This window comes from Chloroflexia bacterium SDU3-3 (assembly GCA_009268125.1).
Classification (GTDB): domain Bacteria; phylum Chloroflexota; class Chloroflexia; order Chloroflexales; family Roseiflexaceae; genus SDU3-3.
Genome location: WBOU01000007.1, coordinates 51558 through 75836, shown reverse-complemented (window position 1 = coordinate 75836; position 24279 = coordinate 51558). Strand labels below are relative to the sequence as shown.

The window sequence follows — 24279 nt, the reverse complement described above, 5'->3', positions numbered from 1 at the left end:
CAAAAAAGGGAGCGCATGGCTTTCCCCATGCGCTCCCTACTGCTGTTTTTGGCGCTATCTTCTAGACTTGCTCCTCCAGCCACTCGGGCTGCGACCACTCGTAGCCCTGCAGCGGCAGCGAGAACGAGAAGACCGAGCCAGCACCCTCGTTGCTCTCGAACCAGATCCGCCCGCCGTGCAGCTCTACCAGCGTCTTGGTGATGCTCAGACCCAGGCCGGTGCCGCCCGCCGCATCGCGCAGCGGGTTGTCGGCGCGGAAGAACGGGGTGAAGATGTAGGGCTGCGCCTCGCTGGCGATGCCCACGCCGGTGTCGCGCACATCCACCCGGAACTCTTCGTTGTGCACGTAGGCCAGCACATCCACCTTGCCGCCCTCGGGGGTGTACTTGCAGGCGTTGCCCAGCAGGTTCACCACCACCTGCCGGATGCGCTGGCGGTCGGCCATCACCATCGGCAGGTCGGGCGCGACATCCAGCGCCAGCGCGATCGACTTCTCGGCGAAGCCAGTGTACAGCGACTCGGCCACCTCGTAGATCAGCTCGCCTGGGTCGATCATGGCCCGCCGCAGCCGCACCTCGCCCGCCTCCACCTTCGAGACATCCAGGATGTCGTCGATCAGATCGACTAGCTGGCCGACGTTGTGCTTCACCACCTTGAGGAAGTCGCGCTGCGGCTGGGTGAGCGGGCCAATCGTGCCCAGCAGCAGCAGATCGACGTAGCCGCGGATGGATGTGAGCGGCGTGCGCAGCTCGTGCGAGGCGGTGGCCAGGAAGGTGCTCTTGAGCTTGTCGGTCATCACCTCGCGGGTGATGTCGTGGTAGACCACCACGGTGCCCAGCTGCTCGCCCATGGAGGAGAGCACCGGCGTGAAGTGGGCGCGCAGGGTGTGGCTACCGATCGAGAGCTGCTCGTAGCCGCTCTGCTTATCGTCGCTCGGCCCCTGCAGCACGCCAGGAAGCTCGCTGAGGCGGCGGCCCTGGAAGGCTTCGGCCTTGATCGCCAGCATATCCTCGGCGGCGGGGTTGATCATGGTGATACGATCGAGGCGGTCGCACAGCACCACGCCCTCGCCGATCGAGTGCAGCAGCGCCTGATTCTTGCTGATCTCGGCCTCGCGCAGCAGCAGGGTGTGGCTCAGCTGCTCGCTCTGCTCGCTGGTGTAGCGGTAGAGCTGCGCCTTCGAGAAGGCCACCGCAATCTGGCCGCTGGCGGCCAGCGCCAGCTGGGCGTGGTCGGCGCTAAACGCACCTGGGGTGCGCGAGCCAAGCACCAGCGCGCCCAGCGGCTCGGTGTCGAGCACCATGGGCACCAGCAGCAGGGCGGTGGTGTTCTCATCGCCGCCGCTCGGCCAGCGCACGTCCTGGCGCGTATCATCCACCACCAGCACGCGGCGCTGCGCGATCACGAGGCCGCACATCTCCTGCAGGCGCTCGAACACCGGCCCGCGCAGGCCCTCGCAGCCGGTGCGGATGGCCAGATGCCCGGTGTTCGGCTCTAGCAGCAGGATGCCGCCCCAGTCGGCGTGGATGGCCTCGCGCACCAGCGTGAACGACTCGGTGATCACCTCGCGCTCGTCCAGCGTGCGGGCCAGGGTGCGCACGATCTGGTACAGCGTCTCGGCGCGGTCGCGCGCGGCGGCCAGATCCTCACGGCTCTGCGTGATCGTCACGGTGGCGTCGGCCACGCGCTGCTCAAGGTTGGCGTAGAGGCTGCTGTTATCGATCACCGCCGAGGCCTGGTTGGCCAGCAGCTCCAGCAGCAGCTGCGACTCGTCGAGCACCGCCTGCTGATCGGCGCTGTTCGAGACGGTGAGCATGCCCTCGATGCCCTTCTGGCTGATGATCGGCAGCACTAGGTGCTGCTCATCGTGCAGCGAGCGGAAGGGCAGGGTCTCAAGCCGATAGGCGGCGGTGCCCACGCGGTTTGGCTCGCACAGCTGGGCCGAGAACTGGTCCCACGGGAACGAGAGGCCCTCGACCGAGGTAAGCCGCCGCCCGCTGGCACCATAGGCCACCACTACCGTGAAGGTGTCGGCGGCAGAGTCGATCCGGTTCAGCGTCACGCAGTTAAAATCGCCACCGGACTGCACGGTGCGTGCCACCTCCTCCAGGATGGCATCCGAGCCATTCGACACGCGGATGCGCGCCGACAGCTCCAGAAACTCGTGCAGCACGTGCTCGCGCCGCTCGGCCCGCAGCCGCAGGGTCTCCTCCGACGACAGGGCGCGGTGCAGCACCAGCGCGATCAGCGCGATGCCCACCACGCGCAGCAGGTAGGCCAGCAGCATCTCCGAGAGCATCTCGCGCGGCACGCCGAAGAGGAAGAGACCATAGCTCAGCCACACCGCGATCAGCATGCCGGCGGCCCAGCGCTCGGGCAGCAGCAGCGGGGCGGCGGTAGAGACCAGCAGCAGACCAACCCACAGGCTCGAGTCGTAGCCCCCGGTGGCCGCGACGAGGCCGAGCGCCGCAAGGGCGTCGACCGCAAGCAGCACCACGGTGGAGATGTGTAGCGCGCGCCCTCGGCCCACCCGCACAGCGGTGAAGACCGTCGCGATGATAAGAATGACGAGAAGAACGAGCGAACTTTGAACGCCTACAAACAGCTCTGAGCGCTGGATCGTGGCAAGCAGCAAGAGCGCCAGCGCAAAGGCCGCATACATCACACTGAGCCAACGGCGGTAGATCTGTGGGTGTGTCTCACCACTTGGTTGTTTGGTCTCAACCATTGCGCCTCCCGGGGCAGCCGTCCGCTGAATACGAGCGTCCTGAAGTAGTGGGTTGATGTATCGATTCCAGGAGCTTAATTCTCTGCACTCATCGATTCGAGTGCCATCCCCAGACCAATCGTCCCCCAGAGCAGCGTCGCCATATGGCTAAACTCAATATTAAAGAAATAATGGTCTAGCACGCCCACGGCCAGCGCGGCGACCACACCGGCCTCAAGCGCCAGCAGCCATCCGCCGATCGCAACATCCTGCCGACGAAACGCCGCCTGGCTCGCGCGGTGCACATGGCGAAACCAGATGGCCACAACCACAAGAAATGCGCCCAGGCCCACCAGGCCGATCCGCTGGCCCATGGCCAGGTAGATGCTGGAGACCCCGGCCACCAGATCAAGCTCGGGGGCGCTGCCGAAGCCGATGCCAAACACCGGGTAGGCCTGGATGACCGCAAGAGCATTGCGAAACTCGGCCAGCCGCATCTGGTTGGCCAGATCGCGGAACTGCAGGCCCTCGACCACGCGGGTGACAAACGAGCTGCCAATGCCGAAGGCCGTGTAGAGCACCACGCCCGCCAGCGCCGCGCCCAGCATCGGCCACAGCAGCCGACGGTAGCGCACCACCGCCACAAACGCCACGCCCACCACCAGGCCGCCCAGCGCCCCGCGCGACTGCGTGAGGAACGTCACCCCCGCGATCAGCAGCGCGGCCAGGATGCTGGCCCAGCGCGGCAGCGTGGGGCGCTCGGCCACCGCCTGGGTGGCCGCGATAGCCCCCACCAGCGACAGCATGCCCCCAAAGCTGTTGGGGTCGACGCCCAGGCCGATCGCCCGCTCGACCCCATAGATATCATCGTTCACGAAGCGCAGCACACGCCCTTCGGTCGGGTAGCCGAAGCGGCCAAGCGCGACCAGCAGCCGCTCGGAGAGATCGTTGGGCAGCGCGAACAGCACCAGGCCGATCAGCGCCGCCACCACGCCGAGGATGATCAGGCAGCGCAGCACAAACTGAGCCTGCCCGATGCTGCGCACACAGTTGGTGATGCTGAAAAAAAAGAGCACCGCCAGCACAAACTTAAAGTAGTTATGCAGCAGCAGCGAGTCCGGGCTTCCGTTCGACCCAAGGATAAATGAGAAGAGCGTCAGGCCCAAGAAGCCGATCACCGGCAGCCCAAGTGGGGAAAGCTGCAGGGTCGCCTCAGGCGTCACCATCAGGCGCAGCAGCCACACGCCCATCAGCGCCAGCAGCACCAGCTCCAGCAGCTGCGGGGTGACCACCGCCTTGAAGGGCAGGGTGCCAAAAGGCAGCACGATCGCGATGCACAGCGCGCCTGCCAGGCCAAAGTTGGTGCTGCGCAGCAGCGCGTAGCCCAGCGCCAGCGCGATGAGAAGGGCAAACCCAAGCCAGAACGGGGCAAAGACCACCAGCGCGCCCGCCAGCAGCCCCACCACGATGGCGGCAACGGCGATCAGCAGATTCTGCGCGAGTCGATTTGTCCGTAGCGTATCGGCGATGTGGAGACGCCAACCAGTCGAGAGCGTTTTCACAGGCCCAGCACCATCTTCAGGGTCGCTGGCCGACACACCAGCAGATCTATTTTACTACAACATATCATACGTACAAGTATGTTTCTTTTCTCAGGTACACGTGGCGGTGATGCACAGGCGTAGCAGCATTCACGCGACTTGGCGCCAAACTGCGCAAGCTGCACAGCAGCTTTTGCGTGGCCAGTTTACCAAAAGGCGCGTCCGCACGCAACGGCCTGACACCAGCAATTCATTGGCGAAATAGCAGCAGTTGTGGTATGTACCCCTGCGATATGTACGGCCGTCGTAGCATCAACCGCAATCCTACATATCCATCCCGCGTCTGTTGACGGCCCGATCGGCGCTGCCTATACTAGCGTGCGTCGGGTTCTTCGCACCACAGCAGAAAGAAACACAATGAGTGTGTTGCATGTTACCGTCTGGAACGAGTTCCGCCACGAAAAGGACGATCGGCACCCCGCCAGCCAGCTCTATAAAGAAGGTATCCACGGCGCGATCGCCGAGGGCCTGAGCCAGCACGGCTTCGACGTGGGCACCGCCACGCTGGATGAGCCAGAGCACGGCCTCACCGACGAGGTGCTGGCCAAGACCGATGTGCTGATCTGGTGGGGGCATATGGCCCACCACGAGGTAGGCGACGAGGTGGTGGCCAAGGTGCACAAACGCGTGCTTGAGGGTATGGGCCTGATCGTGCTGCACTCGGGCCACTTCTCGAAGATCTTCCGCAAGCTGATGGGTACCACCTGCGACCTGAAGTGGCGCGAGGCCGAGGACAAAGAGCGGATCTGGATCGTGCAGCCGGGCCACCCGATCGCCGCAGGCCTGCCCGAGTGCATCGAGCTGGCCAACGAGGAGATGTACGGCGAGTTCTTCGACATCCCCCAGCCCGACGAGCTGGTGATGGTCAGCTGGTTCACCGGCGGCGAGGTGTTCCGCAGCGGCTGCTGCTACACCCGCGGGCGCGGCAAGATCTTCTACTTCCGCCCCGGCCACGAGAGCTTCCCGACCTACTACAACCCGCAGATCCGCCAGGTGATCGCCAACGCGGTGCGCTGGGCGGCCCCCGCCGACGGCCCCAAGCCCACGTTTGGCAACTACCAGCCGCGCTAGGCAGCCCGCCGCGTGGCAAAAACAGCGGCCCAGGCTTTATGTGAAGCCTGGGCCGCTGCCATACAGCCTACCGCCTAAGAAAGCGGGACAAGCCGCAGGCGCGAGAGCGCGCTGCGGAAGGCATCGCCCACCGCCGCCCCAAGCGACCGGCGGCCAAACTGGGCCACATAATCGGTGGTGGCATCGGTGGGGCCAGGGTCGTAGCCGATCCGCTCGCGGGTGAACCAGCGGTGATCCATGATCCAGAGGTACAGGTCGGCCTCGGTGCGGCCTGGGAAGGCGCGCAGCACGCCCTGCTCGCGGATGACCTGCACGATCGGCAGGTAGACGCTGTCGTACCAGTCGCCCACCGCCTCATCGCGCGGCACCTCTTCGTCGCGCTCAAGGCCCATATAGTAGCGGTGGGCATTGATATGCCGCACCAGCTGCAGATAGCCGCCCGGCTCGCTGAACTCGATGCGCTGGTCGGGGCGCAGCTCGGCCAGATCGGTCCACTCAAGAAAATCGCTGTACTCTTCCTTCAGCATCAGGTCGCGCACCGAGAGATCCGCCTCAAGCGGCACATCCACCACCATCTCGGTGACAAAGGCATCGATGAAGAGCGCGCCCTGCTGGCGGGCCACCGACACACGGTGGTTGCCATCACGCACAAAGTAGACATCGCCGATCTTGTACAGCTCGATCGGGGGCAGGGCGACCGACTGGATCATGGCGCGGTCGATATTGCTCCAGCGGTTGCGGATGGCATCGGTGCGGGGCAGAAACTGGCGGTCGAAATCGCTATAGCGGCCCTCGCTCCCCACAATATTGGCGAGCGGCACGGTCTGGTGACCGAGGTAGCGCTGAGCACGGATATTGAGCCGCATGCGGACATCATCGAACGAGAGCAGCTCATTAGGCCGCCGCCGCAGCGTATCAAGTAGCTCAGAGAAAAACGCTTTACGCCGCGCGTCTTTAAAATCTTCCTGCGCGACGCGTGAGATATAGGTGTTGTCCATAGATTCTCTCCCGAATCAGCTACGCCGGACAACGATGCCGGTAGCCGCCAACGCTGGCAAGCCGTTTCGCAGAAGAATCTATCGGCCAAACGGTTCGACACGCAACAATGTAGTGCATCAATGACACCTATGCTGCGCGCCATAGCACGCAGGCCGAAGTACGATCAGATAATTTTGCCATCGAGCGTTGATGACGTTGGTGCCTCATTGCCAAGCTGGGCGGTAAGCAGGCGGTGCCCCGCAGTGTTTACCACCAGTGTATCCTTATAGCGCGTTTCTGTCACCGGGCTAAAGCCATAGGACCGATGGATGTGACCATGGATCAGATAGCGCGGCTGGAAACGATCCATGAAGTTCAGAAACGCCTTGAACCCGCGATGTGGCCGATCTGGGCCATTATGGATCCCAATCGGCGGCGAGTGGGTGAGCAAAATGTCGATATGGCGACCATGCCGCACTTTGTTCAGCAGCAGCTGCGGGGTCATCTTCCAGATCCGCATCAGCATCTGCTGGTCGGTGTACTGGGGGGCCTCGTCATCGTTGTAGCGGATGCTGCCGCCCAGCCCACCGATAAGCCAGCCCTGGTGATTGATCACGCGATCTTCAACCAGCGTACATCCACGTGCGCCATACAGCACTTCGCCGCCCGATGTCTGCTCCACGGTATCGTGGTTGCCATAGACGTAGAAGCACGGCAGGCCCAGCATGGTGACAATAAATTCAAGGTAGTAATACGGAAGGTCGCCGCAGCCCAGAACGATCTGCACTTGCGAAAATCGCTCTTTGATATTCAAGCTGTAGACCGCCGGAACAACCTCGTCGCTCACTGTGAGAAACTGCATTGTTTCGCCCGCTGCTACGCAAAAAAAGCGAGGGATAGCACAAAGCTCCCTCGCATCTCTTGGTGTTAGTATAACACATATCCAGCCATGCCGATACCCCCGCCTATGGCGCAACCAGCTCTTGCCGATGCACCGGCAGCGAGAAGCTGTAGACGCTGCCCTGGCCGCCGGTGCTCTCGGCCCAGACTCGCCCGCCGTGAGCCTCGATCACCAGCTTGCTATAGATCAGGCCGAGCGAGGTGATGCTGCGGTCGCGGGTATCCTTGCGGAAGATCTGCTCGCTCTGCTGGGCCACGCGGCCCGCGCCCTGATCCACGATCTGCACCACCAGGTTGGCCTCGGCGCGGCGGGTGCGCACCTGCACCACGCTGTAGGGCGGGCTTTGGCGCAGCGCCTGCTCCAGCAGGTAGCAGAAGGCGCGCTGCAGACGCTCGCTGTCGATGGCGATCACGCTCTCGCCTGCGTGCTCGACCGAGACCGTGATCGCGCCGCGCTGGGCCATGGGCGACATCTGGGCGATCCCGCTCTCGATCACACGCGAGAGCGCGAGCTGCGAGCGGCGCAGCACCGCCGGGTTCTTTTCCAGCTGCCCGATCTCTAGCAGCATCGTCACCAGCTCCAGCAGGCGCTGGCCGCTCTGGCGCGCGCCGATCAGCACGCGGTCGGCCTCCTCGGGCAGGTTGCGCTGGCCCAGGGTCAGGTCGAGCGCCGTGACCATGGATGTGAGCGGGTTGCGCATCTCGTCGGCCAGCATGCCCAGCAGCTCGCCGCGCAGGCGGGCGAGCCGGGCCTCATCGCGGTGGTCGATCAGCACGTGGGTGAAGGAAGCCTCGGCGGCCAGGCCCTGCGCGGGCAGCGGCACGATCTCGACCTGGCCCAGCCCCTCGGATGAGGCGGCCAGGGCTGACTCAAGCGCCTTGAGCGAGAACACCGCGTCGGGCTGGCGGGTGATGTCGGCGTAGATCTGGCGGGCCATGGCGTTGGCGTGGGTCACATTGCCGCTGGCGTCGATGGCGATCAGGCCATCGCGGAGCTTGCACGCCACCTGATCGAGGTGCGCGGCCTGGTGCTGGCTATAGACCCGTGCGGCATCGCGCTCGCGCTCGATTGTGGCGCTGGCCTGCAGCAGGCGGGCCTGGGCCGCATCGCGGTCGGCGATCTGGCGGGTGAGCGCGATCTGCGCGGTGCGCATGGGCAGCAGCATAAGCATGAGCAGCACGGTGGCGCAGCTGACCACAGCCATGGCAAACTGGGACTCGGTCAGCGGCAGCCCAGGCTGGGCCAGCGCGGCAGGCGGCAGCGCCCCCGAGGCCAGCAGCCACAGCAGGCCGACCGTCAGCGCCGCCGTGGCCACCAGCGAGGTGCGGTTCAGCAGCAGCCCGGCGAGGGCGACAGGCAGCAGCGCGGCGGGCAGCAGCGCCAGCATATAGCTAGGCAGCATATACATGGCCAGCGACCACCAGCCCACGCAGAATACCACCAGCATCCACCCGCTGAGCGCCGCCTGCTGGAAACGGCCAAACAGATAGGCCGCCAGCAGCCAGATAGCGCTCGCCAGCAGCGCCACCGACGGGGAAATTGACATCTCAAGAGCTTGCATTGGCTGATTGAGCAGACCTGCGATTCCCAGGGCAGCAAGGGTAAGGCCGCCGCCCAGCATCGCGCGGTTGACCATAGTGTGCCGCTGAACCCAGACAACATCCATCGAAGGGCTGAGGATAGGACGCGACTCGCGCATACGCTTTTCCGCAATAGGTTCACGCCCACGGATAATTGAAGTTTGGGTATTATAGCACAGGCATTTCCCTATCGATAGCGCCCATCGTTGGGTTGCGCTGTTATCTAAAAAAAATGTCAGCTGTGCAACCTGCTTATATTTCTGCTTCGTCATCCACAACAATCGCCAGGGGTGTCGGGATGCGCGGGATGCGCAGGGTGAAGGTGCTGCCCGCGCCCATGGTGCTCTCGACGCTCACTGTGCCGCCGTGGGCGTCAGCTATCCAGTGCACCAGCGAGAGCCCCAGGCCCGCGCCGCCACGCACCCGCGTGCGGGCCTGATCGGCGCGGTAGAAGCGCTCGAAGATATGGGGCAGATCCTCGGGGGCGATGCCGTAGCCGGTGTCCACCACGCTGATCGCGGCAAACTCGCCCTGCGAGGCTAGGTTCAGCGTCACGCTGCCGCCGGATGGGGTGTGCTGGATGGCATTCACCGCCAGATTCAGCAGGGCCTGCTTCAGCCGGTCGCGGTCGCCCATCACGCTCACCTGATCCTCGCTACCCAGCCGCAGCGTGACGCCCAGCGCCAGCGGGCGCAGCTCACGGTGCACCTCCAGCAGCAGCGTGTCCAGCTCCACCGGCTCGTGGCGCATCTCCAGCCCCGACTCGCTCTGGGCCAGCAGCAGCAGGTCGTTCACTAGGCGAATGAGCCGGTTGACCTCGCTGCGCATGTCGGCCAGCGACTCGGAGAGCAGCGCGGGGTCGCGCGCGGCACCGCGATCGAGCACCTCGATATTGCCGCGCATGGCAGCCAGCGGCGTGCGCAGCTCGTGCGAGACATCGGCGATGAAGCGGCGCTGGGCCTGGAACTGCTGGTCGAGGCGCGCCAGCATGTCGTTGATGGTGAGCGTCAGGCGGTGCAGCTCATCCTGAGCCACGGGCACAGGCACGCGGCGGGTCAAGTCCTCGGCACGCACAATGCTCTGGGTGGTGTCAGCGATCTCGTTGATCGGCATGAAGGCCGCGCTGGTGAGCCACGCGCCACCCCGCGCGGCGGCGATCAGCACGATCAGGCCGCCGCCCAGCAGCGAGTAGGCGAACAGCTGCAGCACCTCGTCGATCTCGCGCATGGAGCGCACCACCTGGATGACGCCCACGACCTCGCCCCGGAAGGTGAGCGGCATCACCCACTCGCGCATGCGCACGGTGCCATGCAGCGCGGTGTGGGCCACCGCTGTGTTGCCCATGGCCGCCTGGAATGATTTACTGTCCAGCTCAAGGTCGGGCACCAGCGACTCGGGCATGTTCGAGGAGAGCGCGACCCGCTCGCCATCCTGGCGGTAGATCTGCACAAACAGGTTGGTGCCGCCGAAATCGCTGATCGAGGGCGGCGGCAGCAAGCGGCGCGGCCCATAGTAGACCTGGAACGACTCGTTGCTGGTGGTGAAATCCTGCTGCACCAGCTGCGCGCCCAGCCGCAGCTCGTTGTCCACGCTGCTCATCATCGCCTGGCAGACCAGCAGGTAGAGGCCGATATCGAGGACAATCAGGGCGGCTGCGAAGAAGCTAATGTAGGAGATCGTCAGGCGCTGGCGGAGCGAGATCGCAAAGTTCATAGGTGCACCAGAAGCTAGAATTGCAGCACCGATGGAAGGATCGTGTGCAGCTGCATTATAGCAAGATGCAAAATCGCCAGGGGTGAGAGTACAGTGAGCGTGGTATACTGGCGTGGCTTCGGGAAGCCATAGACGGCTTCGTATCACCAGCCCGCGCAGGGCTGGGTGAAGAGGGAGAGCAGGTTTGGGCGCAGCGATTGAACAGACCGAGCAGGCCAACGCCGCAGCGCATGTGAGCGCCGCGCTCGGGGGCCTGATGGAGATAGAGAGCTGGTCGTGGGATGCGCGGGGCAGCCTGCTGCTGCGTGGTGCGGTGGGCGACACCAGCGCGGCGGGCTACCGCCAGATCCGCGCGCGAGTCGAGCAGGTCGGCTTCACGCCGTTCCTGCGCCGCGACCACGGGCAGCACGAGCTGCTGGCCATGCCGGGGGTGGTGGTGCGCACGCCGCCACGGCTGGGGCTGCCCGCGCTGCTGTTCGTGCTCACCCTGGCCACGGTGCTGCTCACCGGCGCGATCAGCGCGCACCCCGAGCTGGCCGCCAGCCCAGGGCTGCTGCTGGCCAGCCCAGGGCTGCTGCTGGGCGGGCTGCCGTTCGCCGCCACGCTCATGGGCATCCTGTTTGCCCACGAGATGGGCCACTACGTGGTCGGGCGGCTGCGCCAGGCCCCGGTGAGCCTACCCTACTTCATCCCCATCCCGCCCATCCCCACGCCCTTTGGCATCATCACCTTCACCGGCACCATGGGCGCGGTGATCGTGCAGCGCGAGCCAATGGAGGATCGCCGCAGCGTGCTGGAGATCGGCGTCGCCGGGCCGCTGGCCGGGCTGGCGGTGGCCATCCCGCTGCTGCTCTACGGCCTGGCCACATCGCCCGTGGCCAGCCCCACACCCGACATGCTGGCCCACGGCTACCTGCAGGAGGGCAATTCGATCCTCTATGCCCTGCTCAAGTACGCCGTGCACGGCCAGTGGCTGCCCACGGCGGGCGGCGCGGATGTGCAGCTGAACGCCGTGGCCATGGCCGCCTGGATCGGCCTGCTGGTGACGATGATCAACATGCTGCCGGTGGGCCAGCTAGATGGCGGCCATGTGGCCTACGCGCTGCTGGGGCGCTGGGCCGACTGGCTGGCCTACGGCATGCTGGCGCTGTGCGCGGTGCTGGGCGTGACCCAGAGCGCCAGCTGGCTGATCTGGGGCGCGATGATCCTGCTGATCGGGCCGAAGCACCCCGCCCCGCTCAACGACATCGAGCCGCTGGGGTTCTGGCACCGCGCGCTGGCCGTGATCGGGCTGGTGCTGTTTGTGCTGCTGTTTATGCCCGATCCGCTTCGCACCGTGGGAGCCTGATTCTGAGATAGGTTTGCGAAATGCAGCTTGAGCTTGAGCATGTGACGATCGACTATGGCCCGCGCCGCGTGATGGAGCACATCTCGCTGAGCCTGCGCCAGGGCGAGGTGCTGGTGGTGGCTGGGGCCAATGGCAGCGGCAAAAGCTCGCTGCTGCGGGTGCTGTGCGGCCTGCAGCGCCCATCGGGCGGCAGCGTGGCCTATATTGTGGATGGGGCGCGCTACCGCCCCGAGGCGGCCAGCGGGCTGGTGGGCTGGGTCGCGCCTGACCTCCAGCTCTACCGCGAGCTGACCGCGCTGGAGAATCTGGCTTTCTTCGCCAGCGTGCGCGGGCTGCGCCGTGGCCGCGCCGAGCTAGAGCGGCTGCTGGACGAGGTGGGGCTGGGCGGTCGCGGCGACGACCTGCTGGCCACCTTCTCCTCGGGCATGGCATACCGGCTGAAGTACGCCTACGCGCTGCTGCACGAGCCGCCGGTGCTGCTGCTAGATGAGCCGACCGTGATGCTGGATGAGCGTGGCGCGGCGCTGGTCGAGTCGGTCATCCAGCGCCAGCGCCAGCGCGGCGTGGCCGTGATCGCCACCAACGACCAGCGCGAGCTGCGCCACGGCGACTATCTGCTGCGGCTGGGGGTATAGCATGGAGCAGACCCAGGCAACCCACACGCCGCACCACGCCGAGCCTGCGCTCTGGCCCGCCGCGTGGGCGGTCTTCCGCAAAGACATGCGCGCCGAGCTGCGCACCCGTTACGCCATCAACGCGCTGCTGCTGTTCGCCGTCAGCAGCGTGATCGCGATCAGCCTGGGCGTGGGGCCGATAGCGCCGCTGGCCAACACCGACCTGCCCATGATCCATGCCGCGCTGCTGTGGCTGGCGCTGCTGTTCGCGGCCTTCACCGGGCTGGCCCGCGCCTTCGTGCAGGAGGAGGAGAGCCGCACGGCGCTGGCGCTGCGGCTGGCCGCGCCGCCGCTGGCCGTGTTCGTGGGCAAGCTGCTGTTCAACCTAGTGCTGCTGCTGGCGCTGGATGTGGTGACCGCGCCGCTGTTCGTGGCCATGCTGCGCGTGCGGGTGGGCAACCCCGGCCTGCTGATCGCGCTGCTGCTGGCGGGCAATCTGGCACTGGTGGCCTCCACCACCCTGATCGCGGCAATCATCGCGCGGGCCAGCGCCAAGGGCGCGCTGTTCGCCGTGCTGTCCTTCCCGATCATCATCCCGCCCATGGCGATCGCCATCCGTGGCACGGCCCTGGCGCTGCAGGGCGAGACCTGGGCGGGCGGGCTTGGCTCCATCCAGGTGCTGCTGGCCTTCACGCTGGCGCTGGTGGTGGCCTCGCTGTTCCTGTTCCGCAGCGTCTGGGAGGCCTAGCCCACTTTTCACCACGAAGACACGAAGGCGCGAAGGGCAAAACATCGGCGATCCTGCGCTCGGCATCCTTTTTATACAGAAAGCGCTGTGAACAAGCGGCCTTTCGCATTTTGAAAAGATCGCGGCGATGGTATGTGATACTTTTCTCAGCCATCCGTATCATGAGGCATGAGCATGTGGTCGCGCGCACTGAAGCGACAAACGGCCGAGAGCGAGCCGGTCGATTGGGACGCGGTGTACGCCGAGCAGCTGCCGCGCGTCTACAACTTCTTCCGCTACCGCTTCGGCGATAGCGCGCTGGCCGAGGATCTGACCGCCGCCACCTTCGAGAAGGCCTGGGTGGCCCGCGAGCGCTACCGCAGCGATCTGGGCGCGTTTTCCACATGGCTGTTCACCATCGCCCAGCGCGTGGGCATCGACCACCTGCGGGCGCGCCGCGACGAGGCCCCGCTGGAGGCCGCCCACGGCCACGCCGCCCCCGGCAGCCCCGAGGAGGAGGCCCAGCGCCGCAGCGATATGGCGCGGCTGGGCGAACTGCTGGCGGGCCTGGCCGAGCGCGAGCGCGAGCTGGTGGCCATGAAGTACGGCGCATCGCTCAACAACCGCATGATCGCCCAGCTGACCGGGCTGAGCGAGAGCAACGTGGGCAGCATTTTGCACCGCGTGACCAAGCGGCTGCGCGCCGCGTGGGACGAGGAGAAGTAGGTGGGCGATTTTCTTGAGCAGTTTCGCGAGCCGCCGCGCGCGGCCTTCGCCCAGCGGCTGGCCCAGCGGCTGGCCGCCGCCGACCGCCGCCGCAGGCAGCGCCACGCCATGGCCCAGGCGGGCAGCGCGCTGGGCGCGGCGGCGCTGGCGCTGGCGCTGTACGCCGCGCCGCTGGCCCACCAGGGCGACCATGCCCACGCGGCAGGCCCGGTGGCCCCGCTGCTGCAGCCGGTGCGCTACCAGCAGCAGGCCGCCTTCGCATCCATCGGCTCGTGGCATAGCGAGCAGGGCCAGCTGGCCGTGCCGCACACGCCGATCTCACACCACCACTAGCCCAGCGCCCGCAGGCCCGCCCACACTGGCAGCGCAGCTGCCAATATTGTGATAGAATGCACGAGTTTCACAAAGGCAACAAACGAACCTATGACAGTCACGCAGACACGTGCGGCCCCCGCAGGCCCGCACAGCCCTAGCCTCGGCGAGCGGGCGGCCCAGGTGGCCAAGCTGATCTTGGGCCTCTGGATGGCCGGGGTCATCATCGCCATGTTCGCGCTCATCCCGCAGTACGAGGGGCTGGGCGAGGCCGGTCGGATCGTGATCATCCACGTGCCCACGGCCTGGGTCACCTCGCTGGCCTTCACCGTCTCGGGCGTGTTCAGCGCGCTCTACCTGCTGCGCCGCCGCCCCGCCCACGACGCCTACGCCGTGGCTGCCGCCGAGGTAGGCTTCCTCTTCTGCATCCTGGCCACTGTCACCGGCGCGATCTTCGCGCAGATCGCCTGGGGCGTGTTCTGGAACTGGGACCCGCGCGAGACCTCCATCCTGGTGCTGCTGCTGATCTACGCGGCCTACTTCGCGCTGCGCTCGGCCATCGACGACGACACCCGCAGGCGGCGGCTCTCCTCGGCCTACAACCTGTTCGCCCTGGTGACCATGCCCTTCCTGCTGTTCATCGCGCCGCGCCTGGCCGACAGCTCGCTTCACCCCAACTGCGCCTTCCTGCAGGGCAGCAAGTGCAGCGGCGTGGTGCTGAACCTGAACGGCGCGAAGATCGGCCAGCTGGGCGACAACGTGATCGAGCTGAAGGGCCTGCGCGAGGACCAGGGCATGGTGCGCGCCGAGGTGGAGGTGCGCACTCCAGGCGCGCCCGCCCAGCAGCTGTCCCCCACCTTCGACCCCGGCCCGCGCAAGCCCGCCGACCGCCCCACCTTCGCCGGGCAGCAGTTTCTGCTGGCCCTGGAGGACGCCGACGTGGCCGCTGGCACCGCCAAGCTGAACATCGAGGCCCCCGGCACCGGAACCCTGAACAATGTCCGCACGCTGCTGACCTTCTTCGCATCCATCATTGGCTTCACCGGCCTATTTGTCTGGCTCATGACGCTGCGCGCCCGCCTGCTGCTTGGCGCGGAGTGGCTGGCCCAGCGGGAGAGAGCACATGGGCGACTTTCTAGCTAACCCAAGCATCGCAATCTACACATCGCTGGCCGTGGCGCTGGTGGTGTGGCTGGCGATCTTCGTCTACCTGTGGCGGATCGACGGGCAGGCCCGCGAGCTGCGTCGCAAGATCGAGCAGGCCCCCACCGCCGAGCCAGCCGCCCCACGGGCCACCCTGGAGACCCGCACGCCCACCGAGGCCAAGAGCTAGGAGCACCCCATGGCAACCGCACCCATCGAGCGACCACGCATCAGCATCAAGCCGCTGCACCTGATCGGCTTCGCCATGATCGCCCTGGCCATCGGCCTGGGCTGGGCCGGGCTGCAGAGCGCCTTCCGCCCCTACACCACCAGCATCGCCGAGGCCGAGGCCAGCGCCCGCAGCGTGCAGCTCAAGGGCTTCCTGGGCACCACCGGCGGCTACGACGCCCAGAACAACTTCGTGTTCGACCTGCAGGATGAGACCGGCAAGCTGGTGAAGGTGATCTACCCCAAGCCGCGCCCGTCCAACTTCGAGCAGGCCGTGAGCATCGTGGTGATCGGCCACTATGACGCGCAGAAGCAGGCCTTCCTGGCCGACGACATGCTGGTGCAGTGCCCATCCAAGTACCAGGAGATGGAGGGCCAGCACCCCGAAGGTATCAAGGTAAACCCGACCAACTAGGCGCTGCGGCGCGTGCGCGCCCGCCCCAGAAAGAGATAGCCCATGTACCTGCTTGGTACGATCATCATCCTGATCGCCATCGCCGCCGCGCTGCTGGCCTCGGTGAGCTACGGCCTGGTGACGCGCGGCAACACCGCCATGCTGCCCTACGGGCGCATCGGCACCCGCGTGGCGCTGGGCGCGGTGCTGGCGGTGGTGGCCCTGCTGGCCTACCTGTTCGTCAACCAGCGCTACGACATCGACTACGTCTACAACTACTCGTCGAAAGACCTGGAGATGGCCTTCCGCGTGGCCGCGCTGTGGGCCGGGCAGCCGGGGTCGTTCGTGGTATGGGCGCTGTGGGGCCTGGTGGCCGCGCAGCTGCTCATCCGCCGCACGCGCCAGAACGAGCCGTATGTGATGAGCGTGCTCATGCTCATCCAGGCCGGGCTGCTGGTCTTCATGCTGGTGCGCAACCCCTTCGTGCCCTACACCGAGAACGGCGTGATGCTCTCGCCGCCCGATGGCAAGGGCCTGAACCCCACCCTGCACAACCTGTGGATGATCATCCACCCGCCCATCCTGTTCGTGGGCTACGCGCTGATCGCCCTGCCGTTCTCGTTCGCGATCGCCGGGCTGTGGCGGCGCGACTACGACGGCTGGGTGCGCGACGCGCTGCCCTGGGCGCTGGCGGCCTGGGCCTTCCTGGGGCTGGCCCTGCTGCTGGGCGGCTACTGGGCCTACGAGACGCTGGGCTGGGGCGGCTACTGGGGCTGGGATCCGGTGGAGAACTCGGCGCTGGTGCCCTGGCTCACCACCACCGCGCTCATCCACTCCATGCTCATGCAGCGCACCCACGGCGGCCTGCGCAAGACCAATTTCGCGCTGGCGGTGCTCTCGTTTGTGCTGGTGTTCTACGCCAGCTTCCTCACCCGCACCGGCGTGCTCTCGTCGTTCTCGGTGCACTCGTTCGTGGCCGAGGGCCTGAAGACGATCATGACCTCGGCGCTGGTGCTGATCATCATCGCGGGCGTGGCGGCGCTGGCATGGCGCTGGCGCGACATCCCATCCAAGCCGATCTCCGAGAAGCTGCTCTCGCGCGATAGCTTCTTCGTGCTGTCGATCATCGGCCTGCTGGTGATCGCCGCCGTCATCCTGCTGGGCACATCCATGCCGATCATCTCGGGCATCCCGGGCATCGGCGCGGGGCTTCAGCAGGCGCTCGGCTCTATGTTCCAGCTGGATGACGGCACCACCTACGGCGGCGTCGGCACCACGCCATTCCAGGATGGCCGCTTCGGGCTGGTGGGCAGCTTCTACACCACCACCGTGCCGCCGCTGGGCCTCATCCTCACCACCCTGCTGATCGTGGGGCCGCTGCTGGGCTGGCGCGACACCAACGTGCGCGCCATGGCTAGGGCGCTGCGCTGGCCGGGCGCGGTGGCCGTGGTGGTGATGTGCGCCAGCATCGGCCTAGTGGCCTGGTCGGGCCGCGAGCTTCAGCCGATATCGCTGCTGTACCTGGGCCTGGTCACCTTCGCCGCTGGCACCAACCTGGTGATGATCATCCGCACCGTGCGCGGCGGCTGGATGCGGATCGGCGGCTACCTGGCCCACGTGGGCCTGATGCTGCTGCTGGCCGGCGTGGTCGGCTCCTCGGCCTACGCCACCCCCGATCAGACCGTGGTGATCCCCGAGGGCCAGAAGGTGAGCGCCCTGGGCTACGACTATGTGTTCGAGGGCTGGTTCGAGACGCCAGACGGCAAGGGCAAGATGGACCTCTCCATCCAGCAGAACGGCCAAGAGGTCTTCCGCGCCCAGCCGCAGCTCTACTTCAACAACCGCATGGGCGCGACCATGGCCACACCCGCCGTGCGCAGCGAGCTGTTCCGCGACCTCTACATCTCGCCGGTCGAATGGCAGCCCGCCCGCGACCAGAACAAGGCGATCATGGGCAAGGGCGAGACCAAGTCGATCGGGCCGTACAAAATCACCTTCGTCGACTTCGACGCCCAGATGGCCCACGTGGACACCGAGGCCAAGGTGGCGGCCCAGATCAAGGTCGAGTACCAGGGCCAGACCATCGACGCCAGCCCGGCGATCACGCTCACCCCCGGCGAGGTCGACATGTCCAAGGCCATCCAGATGAAGCCGGTGGATCTGCCCGGCGGCCACCCGATCGTGCTGGAGAACGTGGACCCCAACCAGATGCAGGCGATCTTCCGCATCGACGGGCTGAACCTGCCGACCGACCCGCAGACGGCGGTGGTGACGGTGAGCCTGAAGCCCGGCATTGTGCTGGTGTGGGCAGGCGTGCTGGTGGGTGTGGCGGGCGGGCTGCTGGCCATGGTGCGCCGCACGCTGGAGGGACGCGCCAAGCAGCGCGGCGTGCCCGCCGCTGGCCCCCAGGGCAGCGTGCCCGGCGTGGCCAGCACCTTCACCGCCGAGTAGCCGCGCGACCGGGTCAGAATGAGGTTCGACCGGGTCAGAATCAACCTCGACCGGGTCAAAGTGAGGTTCGACCGGGTCAGAATCAACCTCGACCGGGTCAAAGTGAGGTTCGACCGGGTCAGAATCAACCTCGACCGGGTCAAAGTGAGGTTCGACCGGGTCAGAATCAACCTCGACCGGGTCAAAGTGAGGTTCGACCAGGTCAAAATGAGGCTCGACCAAAGGAAAGCACGATCAACCGGGGGACAGACAGCGCGCCAGCAGGCGAGGCCATCTGTCCCCCGCCATGTGTCCGCCAGAGCCAAGATGGTACAATGCCCAGCACCTGGGCCACTGGAAAGATAGAGAGTGCGTGTGGACGACTACTACGAGATCTTGCAGGTTCACCCCAAGGCCGACGCCGACGCCATCCGCGCCGCCTACGAGCGCATGCTCGACCGCTACAGCGCCGCCCGGCTCGAAGGTGCCGCCGACGAACTGGTGTCGCTGGCCCGCCAGAAGCGCGACGACATCGAGCGGGCCTACGCGGTGCTGGCCGACCCGCAGCGCCGCGCCCGCTACGACGACGAGCTGGCCCTGGCCCCCGCCGATGAGCTGGGCGAGGACGAGGAGACCCTCGACTACCGCCCGCTGCCGCCTGCGGGCCGCGCCGAGCGCCCGCGCGACATCGACCGCGCACAGCGCCGGGCCAGCCCAGGCGGGGCAGCGGGCGGTCGGCTGGCCCAGGTCAACCCGGCCCTAGTGGTATTCGGCATCCTGGCGGCGGTAGCGCTGATCGCCACGGCGGCCTTCCTGATCAGCGGGCAGCAGCCCGGCACGCTGCTAGATGCCCAGCCCACCGCCACGCCCACCGTCGACTTCAACCAGTTCGAATCGGAGATCGCCGCCGCCGAGGCCGCTGCCAAGCAAAGCCCGACCGACCCCGACAAGTGGGTGGATTACGGCAACGTGCTCTACAACAGCGCCGAGATCGTGCGCGAGTTCCAGCCCGACAGCCAGCTCTACCAGCAGCGCATCTCGCGCTGGCTGGAGGCCACCGAGGCCTACAGCCAAGCCCTGGCGCTCGACCCGCAGGACAGCGCCGTGCGCGCCGACTACGGCATGAGCTCGTGCTTCTATGGCGCTGGCACGGGCAGCAAGGACTATGTGCAGCGCGGCCTTGCGGCGGTGCAGCAGGCCGCCCAGCAGCTGCCCAGCGACCCACGCGTGCAGATCAGCCTGGGCTTCTGCCTGATCAGCGACGACCCGCCGCGCGTCAGCGAGGCCATGGCCGCATGGGTGAAGGTGCGTGAGACCCAGCCCGCCGACTCGTCGTTCGGGCGGCAGGCCCAGCAGATGATCGAGCAGTACAGCAAGTAGCGCTGTGTCGCCACATTTGTTAAGGAATAGTTGAGAGATTCCTACACGCGCGAAAATGCACCTAACTCAAGAGTGTATACATCGCCGAATGAATATGTTAAAATAACCGCATCACGCAGGTCAACAGCCTGTTCTAAAGCCATGGAAAGCTATTACACACTGCTTGGCGTCGCACCCGACGCCAGCGCCGAGCAGATCGAGCGCGCCTATAGCCGCGAGCGCCAGCGCTATAGCCTAGAGCATATCGAAGACATGGGCGAGGATTTCGCCCAGATCGCCCAGCAGCGGCTGGCCGCCATCGAGCAGGCCCACCGCACCCTGGCCGACCCGCAGGCCCGCGCCGCCTACGACGCGGGCGGCCAGCAGCCCGCCCGCGAGCGCAGCAGCCTCAGCCGCCGCGAGCTGGCCATGCTGGTGGGCGGGGCCGCCGTGGGGCTGGCGCTGATCATGGTGGTGTGGGTGTTCGCCGGGCGCAGCACCACGCGCACCATCAGCATGGTGAAGATGGAGAAGCCCGCGCCCGCCTTCGAGCTGAACGATATCGAGGGCAGGCCGCTGCGGCTCGACAGCTACTTTGGCCAGGGCAAGGTGGTGCTGGTGAACTTCTGGTATAGCAAGTGCGCCCCCTGCGAGGCCGAAACGCCCGCGCTGCAGCAGACATACCAGAAACTTTCGGATCAGGGACTCGTAGTAATTGGCGTGAATGTGCGTGGCAACGAGCAGAATGGCCCCGCTGGCGAGCAAGATGTGAAGAACTTTGTCAGCCGCTACGGCGTGACATACCCTATCGTCTACGACGAGCAAGGCGCGGTCGGGCGGTCGTACCAAGTGCTCCCGCTCCCTTCCAGCTTCTTCATCGACCCAGCGGGCACCATTCGCTACGCGAGCTATACATCACTGACCGCCCAAGATGTGGAGCGCGTTTTCAACGAGCTTCAGCAGCATACCGCCGCTATGCGCTGAAAGAGCGAGGAATAGCATGGAGCAGCGCCGTATCCTGATCGTAGACGATGAAGCCGGTCTGCGAGAACTCGTACGGATCAATCTCGAGCACGAAGGCTATATGGTCTTCCAGGCCGACAATGGCCACCAGGCGCTAGAGCTAGCCCAGAGCCAGAAGCCTGACCTGATCATTTTGGATGTGATGATGCCTGAGATGGATGGGTGGGAGGTCTGCCGCCGCCTGCGCGAGTTCACGCAGACGCCGGTGCTGATGCTCACCGCGCTCGGCTCCAGCCAGCATATTGTGACCGGTCTCGACAACGGAGCCGACGACCACCTCTCCAAGCCCTTCAACATGGACGAGCTGAACGCCCGCGTGCGCGCGCTCATCCGCCGCGTGCCCTCGCCCAACCGCCCGGTGGTGGCGGGCAAGTCCGACATTGTGATCGACAAGCAGAAGCGCGAGGTCACGATCCGCGGCCAGCTGATCGACCTGACGCCCACCGAGTACGACCTGCTGCTGCTGCTGGCCGAGAATGCCGGAAGCGTGCTGCAGCACGAGAATCTGCTGCAGGGTGTGTGGGGCAGCGAGTACACCAAGGACAACGACTACCTCAAGGTCTACATCTGGCACCTGCGCCGCAAGCTCGAAGAAGACCCGCGCGACCCCAAGCTGCTGCTGACGGAGTGGGGCGTGGGGTACCGGCTGGTGCCGTAGCATAGCTCATCTGGCCAGCGCGCGCGGCCCGGCCCCAAGCGGCGGCGCGCACGGCCACACCGCGAACCAAATCGAACCGCAGCATTGTTTCCGCCGACGCCGGGTCGGGGGGGCGAGGCTGCGGTTCTTGTGTAGAGACCGCCATGTCACAACCACGTCGTCTCGTCATCAAGCTGGGCACCAACGTGCTCACCGCAGGCACCGACCACCTGCACCGCCCGCGCATCGTCGATCTGGCCCGCCAGGTGGCCGCCGCCCGCAGCCAGGGGGTGGAGGTGGCCATGGTCAGCTCGGGGGCGCAGGCCGCTGGCCGCGAGCGGCTGCAGTACCCGCCACGCCGCCGCGACATGCCCATGAAGCAGCTGCTGGCCGCCGTGGGCCAGAGCCGCCTGATGCACATCTACGAGCAGATCTTCGACCTCTACAGCATCCCGGTGGCCCAGGCGCTGCTCACCCGCGCCGACCTGCGCGACCGCCACCGCTACCTGAACGCCCGCAACACGCTCACGGCCTGCCTCTCGTACGGGGTGCTGCCGATCGTGAACGAGAACGACGCGGTGGTGGTGGATGAGATCAAGGTGGGCGACAACGACAACCTGTCGGCCATGGTCTCGGGGCTGATCGACGCCGACATCCTGCTCATCCTCTCCGACATCGCGGGGGTCTACACCGCCGACCCGCGCCACAACCCCGAGGCCACCCTCATCCGCGAGATCCCCCAGATCACCGAGGAGATCTACGCGCTGGCGGGCGGCAGCAACGTGCGCGGCACCGGCGGCATGCTCACCAAGATCCAGGCCGCCGACCTCGCCACCCGCAGCGGCACCAGCGTGGTGATCGCCAGCGGGGCCGAGCCAGAGATCATCGCGCGGCTGCTGGGCGGCGAGCCGGTGGGCACCCACTTCCCAGCGATCAGCAGCCACGTGGAGAGCCGCAAGCGCTGGCTGCTGGCCGAGACCGCCCGCCACAGCCGCGTGGTGGCCGACGACGGCGCGGCCCGCGCGCTGACCCAGGGCGGCAAGAGCCTGCTGCCCGCCGGGGTCTGCGCGGTGGAGGGCGACTTCGAGCGCGGCCAGACCATCCGCATCTACTCACGCCAGGATCGCGAGATCGCGCGCGGGCTGGCCCACTACAACGCCCGCGACCTGCGCCTGCTGATGGGGGCGCAGTCCAGCCAGATAGGCGAGATCCTCGGGTATGACTACGGCCCCGAGGCCGTGCACCGCGATGATATGGTTGTGCTCTAGCCTGCCTGCCCGATACGAAGAAGAAGGAGCCACTCGCATGGATCTGCAACAGATGGGGAAGCGCGCCAAGGCCGCAGGCCGCACGCTGGCGCTTATGTCCACCGACCAGAAGAACGCCGCGCTTGAGGCCATCGCCGACGCGCTGCTGGCCCAGGCCGACACTATCCTTGCGGCCAATGCCCGCGATATGGACCAGGGCCGCGCCGCCGGAACCAGCGACGCGCTGCTCGACCGCATGCTGCTCACCAGGGCGCGGCTGGAGGCGATCGCCAGCGACACCCGCAAGGTGGCCCAGCTGCCCGACCCGGTGGGCGAGCGCTTCGAGGCCACCGTGCTGCCCAATGGCCTGCGCCTGCACAAGCGCCGCGTGCCGCTGGGTGTGATCGGCATCATCTACGAGGCCCGCCCCAATGTCACCGTGGACTGCGCGGCGCTGTGCCTGAAGTCGGGCAACGCCGCCATCCTACGCGGCGGCAAGGAGATCCGCCACTCGTGCGCAGCGCTGGTGCAGATCATCCAGGGCGCGCTGGCCCAGGCCGGGCTGCCCGCCGACGCCATCCAGGTGATCGACGACCCCGACCGCGCGCTGGTGGAGCAGCTGCTGCGGCTGGACAAGTATGTGGATGTGATCATCCCGCGCGGCGGGGCCTCGCTGCACCAGTTCTGCCGCGAGAAGGCCACTATCCCCGTGATCACCGGCGGGATCGGGGTGTGCCACGTGTATGTGGACAGGGACGCCAACCTGGACTATGTGGTGCCGATCGTGCGCAACGCCAAGGTGCAGCGCCCCAGCGTGTGCAACGCGCTCGACACCGTGCTGGTGCACCGCGATGTGGCGGCCCAGGCCCTGCCGCCCCTGGCCGAGGATCTGGCCCAGTACCACGTGGAGCTGCGCTGCGACGAGGAGTCGCTGGACATCCTGCGCGGGGCCGAGTTCACGGCGGCAGTGCCCGCCCAGCCCGAGGATTTCGGCACCGAGTTCATGGCGCTCATCCTCTCCATCCGTGTGGTGGATGGCCTGGAGCAGGCGCTCGACCACATCGCCCAGTACGGCGACCACTCCGACGCGATCATCACCGAGAACCCGGTGACGGCGGATCACTTCGTGAGCGCGGTCGACTCCTCGGCGGTGTTCGTGAACGCCTCGACCCGCTTCAACGACGGCGGCCAGTTCGGGCTGGGGGCCGAGATCGCGGTGAGCACGCAGAAGCTGCACGCGCGCGGCCCTATGGCGCTGCGCGAGCTGACCACCTACAAGTATGTGGCCGAGGGCGATGGCCACGTGCGGGCGTAATACTGGCAGGGCGCTGGTATTGGGAGCTTTCCCAATACCAGCGCCTTTTCTTTTTGAATGAAAAAAATACGATCATGCGAAAGCATTTCTTTTAAAAATAAAACTATAGCCTCGACATCACAGACCGACACATCAAAGTCACAGACCGACACATCAAAGTCATAGACCAACATATCAAAGTCATAGACCAACATATCAAAACAAAAGCGGCTCAGGAGCATAGTG

21 protein-coding genes are annotated in these 24279 nt (G+C 66.3%); 15 read left to right on the top strand and 6 right to left on the bottom strand.

Annotated features, from left to right (window positions below):
* Window positions 1-61: 61 nt before the first annotated feature.
* Window positions 62-2728, bottom strand: a complete 2667-nt coding sequence (locus tag F8S13_13290; protein KAB8142529.1) for a GAF domain-containing protein — start codon at window positions 2726-2728, stop codon at window positions 62-64.
* A 74-nt stretch (window positions 2729-2802) separates the two neighbouring features.
* Window positions 2803-4236 carry a polymerase gene (locus F8S13_13285; GenBank protein ID KAB8142765.1) on the bottom strand — a complete coding sequence of 478 codons (1434 nt, stop codon included), beginning with the start codon at window positions 4234-4236 and terminating at the stop codon, window positions 2803-2805.
* A gap of 429 nt (window positions 4237-4665) precedes the next feature.
* Here F8S13_13285 and F8S13_13280 point away from each other — a divergent pair, with 429 nt between their 5' ends.
* Window positions 4666-5379 carry a trehalose utilization protein ThuA gene (locus tag F8S13_13280; GenBank protein KAB8142528.1) on the top strand — a complete coding sequence of 238 codons (714 nt, stop codon included), beginning with the start codon at window positions 4666-4668 and terminating at the stop codon, window positions 5377-5379.
* Between the two features lie 74 nt (window positions 5380-5453).
* Here F8S13_13280 and F8S13_13275 read toward each other — a convergent pair whose 3' ends face one another.
* The 4 genes from F8S13_13275 to F8S13_13260 form a co-directional block, all read right to left on the bottom strand.
* Window positions 5454-6377, bottom strand: a complete 924-nt coding sequence (locus tag F8S13_13275; GenBank protein ID KAB8142527.1) for a DUF4032 domain-containing protein — start codon at window positions 6375-6377, stop codon at window positions 5454-5456.
* Between the two features lie 164 nt (window positions 6378-6541).
* A complete protein-coding gene (locus F8S13_13270; protein ID KAB8142526.1) occupies window positions 6542-7219 on the bottom strand; it encodes a metallophosphoesterase in 678 nt (225 codons plus the stop codon).
* A gap of 103 nt (window positions 7220-7322) precedes the next feature.
* Complete coding sequence (locus tag F8S13_13265; protein KAB8142525.1) at window positions 7323-9110, bottom strand: HAMP domain-containing histidine kinase; 1788 nt, start codon at window positions 9108-9110, stop codon at window positions 7323-7325.
* Entirely contained in the window at window positions 9091-10539 is a 1449-nt protein-coding gene (locus F8S13_13260) for a HAMP domain-containing protein (GenBank protein ID KAB8142764.1), read from the bottom strand. Before F8S13_13260 ends, F8S13_13265 begins: the two co-directional genes overlap by 20 nt.
* A gap of 196 nt (window positions 10540-10735) precedes the next feature.
* On the opposite strand from F8S13_13260, the gene F8S13_13255 reads away from it, so the two are divergent.
* The 14 genes from F8S13_13255 to F8S13_13190 all read left to right on the top strand — a co-directional run bounded on the left by F8S13_13255 (window position 10736) and on the right by F8S13_13190 (window position 24054).
* Window positions 10736-11899 carry a site-2 protease family protein gene (locus F8S13_13255; protein ID KAB8142524.1) on the top strand — a complete coding sequence of 388 codons (1164 nt, stop codon included), beginning with the start codon at window positions 10736-10738 and terminating at the stop codon, window positions 11897-11899.
* Window positions 11900-11919: 20 nt separating this feature from the next.
* Window positions 11920-12534 carry an ABC transporter ATP-binding protein gene (locus tag F8S13_13250; GenBank protein ID KAB8142523.1) on the top strand — a complete coding sequence of 205 codons (615 nt, stop codon included), beginning with the start codon at window positions 11920-11922 and terminating at the stop codon, window positions 12532-12534.
* A gap of 1 nt (window position 12535) precedes the next feature.
* Complete coding sequence (locus tag F8S13_13245) at window positions 12536-13261, top strand: heme ABC transporter permease CcmB (GenBank protein KAB8142522.1); 726 nt, start codon at window positions 12536-12538, stop codon at window positions 13259-13261.
* A gap of 168 nt (window positions 13262-13429) precedes the next feature.
* Window positions 13430-13966: a sigma-70 family RNA polymerase sigma factor gene (locus F8S13_13240; protein ID KAB8142521.1), complete on the top strand. Its 537-nt coding sequence runs from the start codon at window positions 13430-13432 to the stop codon at window positions 13964-13966.
* Complete coding sequence (locus F8S13_13235; GenBank protein ID KAB8142520.1) at window positions 13967-14299, top strand: hypothetical protein; 333 nt, start codon at window positions 13967-13969, stop codon at window positions 14297-14299.
* Between the two features lie 90 nt (window positions 14300-14389).
* Entirely contained in the window at window positions 14390-15421 is a 1032-nt protein-coding gene (locus F8S13_13230) for a cytochrome C biogenesis protein (GenBank protein KAB8142519.1), read from the top strand.
* Entirely contained in the window at window positions 15402-15611 is a 210-nt protein-coding gene (locus F8S13_13225; GenBank protein ID KAB8142518.1) for a CcmD family protein, read from the top strand. The genes F8S13_13230 and F8S13_13225 overlap by 20 nt, the downstream gene beginning before the upstream one ends.
* 9 nt (window positions 15612-15620) lie before the next feature.
* Window positions 15621-16064: a cytochrome c maturation protein CcmE gene (locus F8S13_13220; GenBank protein KAB8142517.1), complete on the top strand. Its 444-nt coding sequence runs from the start codon at window positions 15621-15623 to the stop codon at window positions 16062-16064.
* Window positions 16065-16106: 42 nt separating this feature from the next.
* Window positions 16107-18494 (top strand): cytochrome C biogenesis protein, encoded by a 2388-nt coding sequence (locus tag F8S13_13215; protein KAB8142516.1) that lies wholly within the window; start codon window positions 16107-16109, stop codon window positions 18492-18494.
* A gap of 348 nt (window positions 18495-18842) precedes the next feature.
* Window positions 18843-19853, top strand: coding sequence for a DnaJ domain-containing protein (locus F8S13_13210; GenBank protein KAB8142515.1), 1011 nt, complete (start codon window positions 18843-18845; stop codon window positions 19851-19853).
* A 141-nt stretch (window positions 19854-19994) separates the two neighbouring features.
* Entirely contained in the window at window positions 19995-20816 is an 822-nt protein-coding gene (locus F8S13_13205; protein ID KAB8142514.1) for a redoxin domain-containing protein, read from the top strand.
* Between the two features lie 16 nt (window positions 20817-20832).
* On the top strand, window positions 20833-21513 hold the full coding sequence (locus F8S13_13200; protein KAB8142513.1) for a response regulator transcription factor: 681 nt from the start codon (window positions 20833-20835) through the stop codon (window positions 21511-21513).
* A gap of 143 nt (window positions 21514-21656) precedes the next feature.
* On the top strand, window positions 21657-22760 hold the full coding sequence (proB, locus tag F8S13_13195; protein KAB8142512.1) for a glutamate 5-kinase: 1104 nt from the start codon (window positions 21657-21659) through the stop codon (window positions 22758-22760).
* A gap of 37 nt (window positions 22761-22797) precedes the next feature.
* Window positions 22798-24054, top strand: coding sequence for a glutamate-5-semialdehyde dehydrogenase (locus tag F8S13_13190; protein KAB8142511.1), 1257 nt, complete (start codon window positions 22798-22800; stop codon window positions 24052-24054).
* The last annotated feature ends 225 nt before the right edge of the window (window positions 24055-24279 follow it).

Coding starts and splice junctions, on each gene's coding strand:
- F8S13_13290 (KAB8142529.1), bottom strand. CDS start 2,728: ATGGTTGAGACCAAACAACCAAGTGGTGAGACACACCCACAGATCTAC.
- F8S13_13280 (KAB8142528.1), top strand. CDS start 4,666: ATGAGTGTGTTGCATGTTACCGTCTGGAACGAGTTCCGCCACGAAAAG.
- F8S13_13270 (KAB8142526.1), bottom strand. CDS start 7,219: ATGCAGTTTCTCACAGTGAGCGACGAGGTTGTTCCGGCGGTCTACAGC.
- F8S13_13190 (KAB8142511.1), top strand. CDS start 22,798: ATGGATCTGCAACAGATGGGGAAGCGCGCCAAGGCCGCAGGCCGCACG.
- F8S13_13275 (KAB8142527.1), bottom strand. CDS start 6,377: ATGGACAACACCTATATCTCACGCGTCGCGCAGGAAGATTTTAAAGAC.
- F8S13_13215 (KAB8142516.1), top strand. CDS start 16,107: ATGTACCTGCTTGGTACGATCATCATCCTGATCGCCATCGCCGCCGCG.
- F8S13_13205 (KAB8142514.1), top strand. CDS start 19,995: ATGGAAAGCTATTACACACTGCTTGGCGTCGCACCCGACGCCAGCGCC.
- proB (KAB8142512.1), top strand. CDS start 21,657: ATGTCACAACCACGTCGTCTCGTCATCAAGCTGGGCACCAACGTGCTC.
- F8S13_13220 (KAB8142517.1), top strand. CDS start 15,621: ATGGCAACCGCACCCATCGAGCGACCACGCATCAGCATCAAGCCGCTG.
- F8S13_13225 (KAB8142518.1), top strand. CDS start 15,402: ATGGGCGACTTTCTAGCTAACCCAAGCATCGCAATCTACACATCGCTG.
- F8S13_13265 (KAB8142525.1), bottom strand. CDS start 9,110: ATGACGAAGCAGAAATATAAGCAGGTTGCACAGCTGACATTTTTTTTA.
- F8S13_13230 (KAB8142519.1), top strand. CDS start 14,390: ATGACAGTCACGCAGACACGTGCGGCCCCCGCAGGCCCGCACAGCCCT.
- F8S13_13245 (KAB8142522.1), top strand. CDS start 12,536: ATGGAGCAGACCCAGGCAACCCACACGCCGCACCACGCCGAGCCTGCG.
- F8S13_13240 (KAB8142521.1), top strand. CDS start 13,430: ATGAGCATGTGGTCGCGCGCACTGAAGCGACAAACGGCCGAGAGCGAG.
- F8S13_13250 (KAB8142523.1), top strand. CDS start 11,920: ATGCAGCTTGAGCTTGAGCATGTGACGATCGACTATGGCCCGCGCCGC.
- F8S13_13200 (KAB8142513.1), top strand. CDS start 20,833: ATGGAGCAGCGCCGTATCCTGATCGTAGACGATGAAGCCGGTCTGCGA.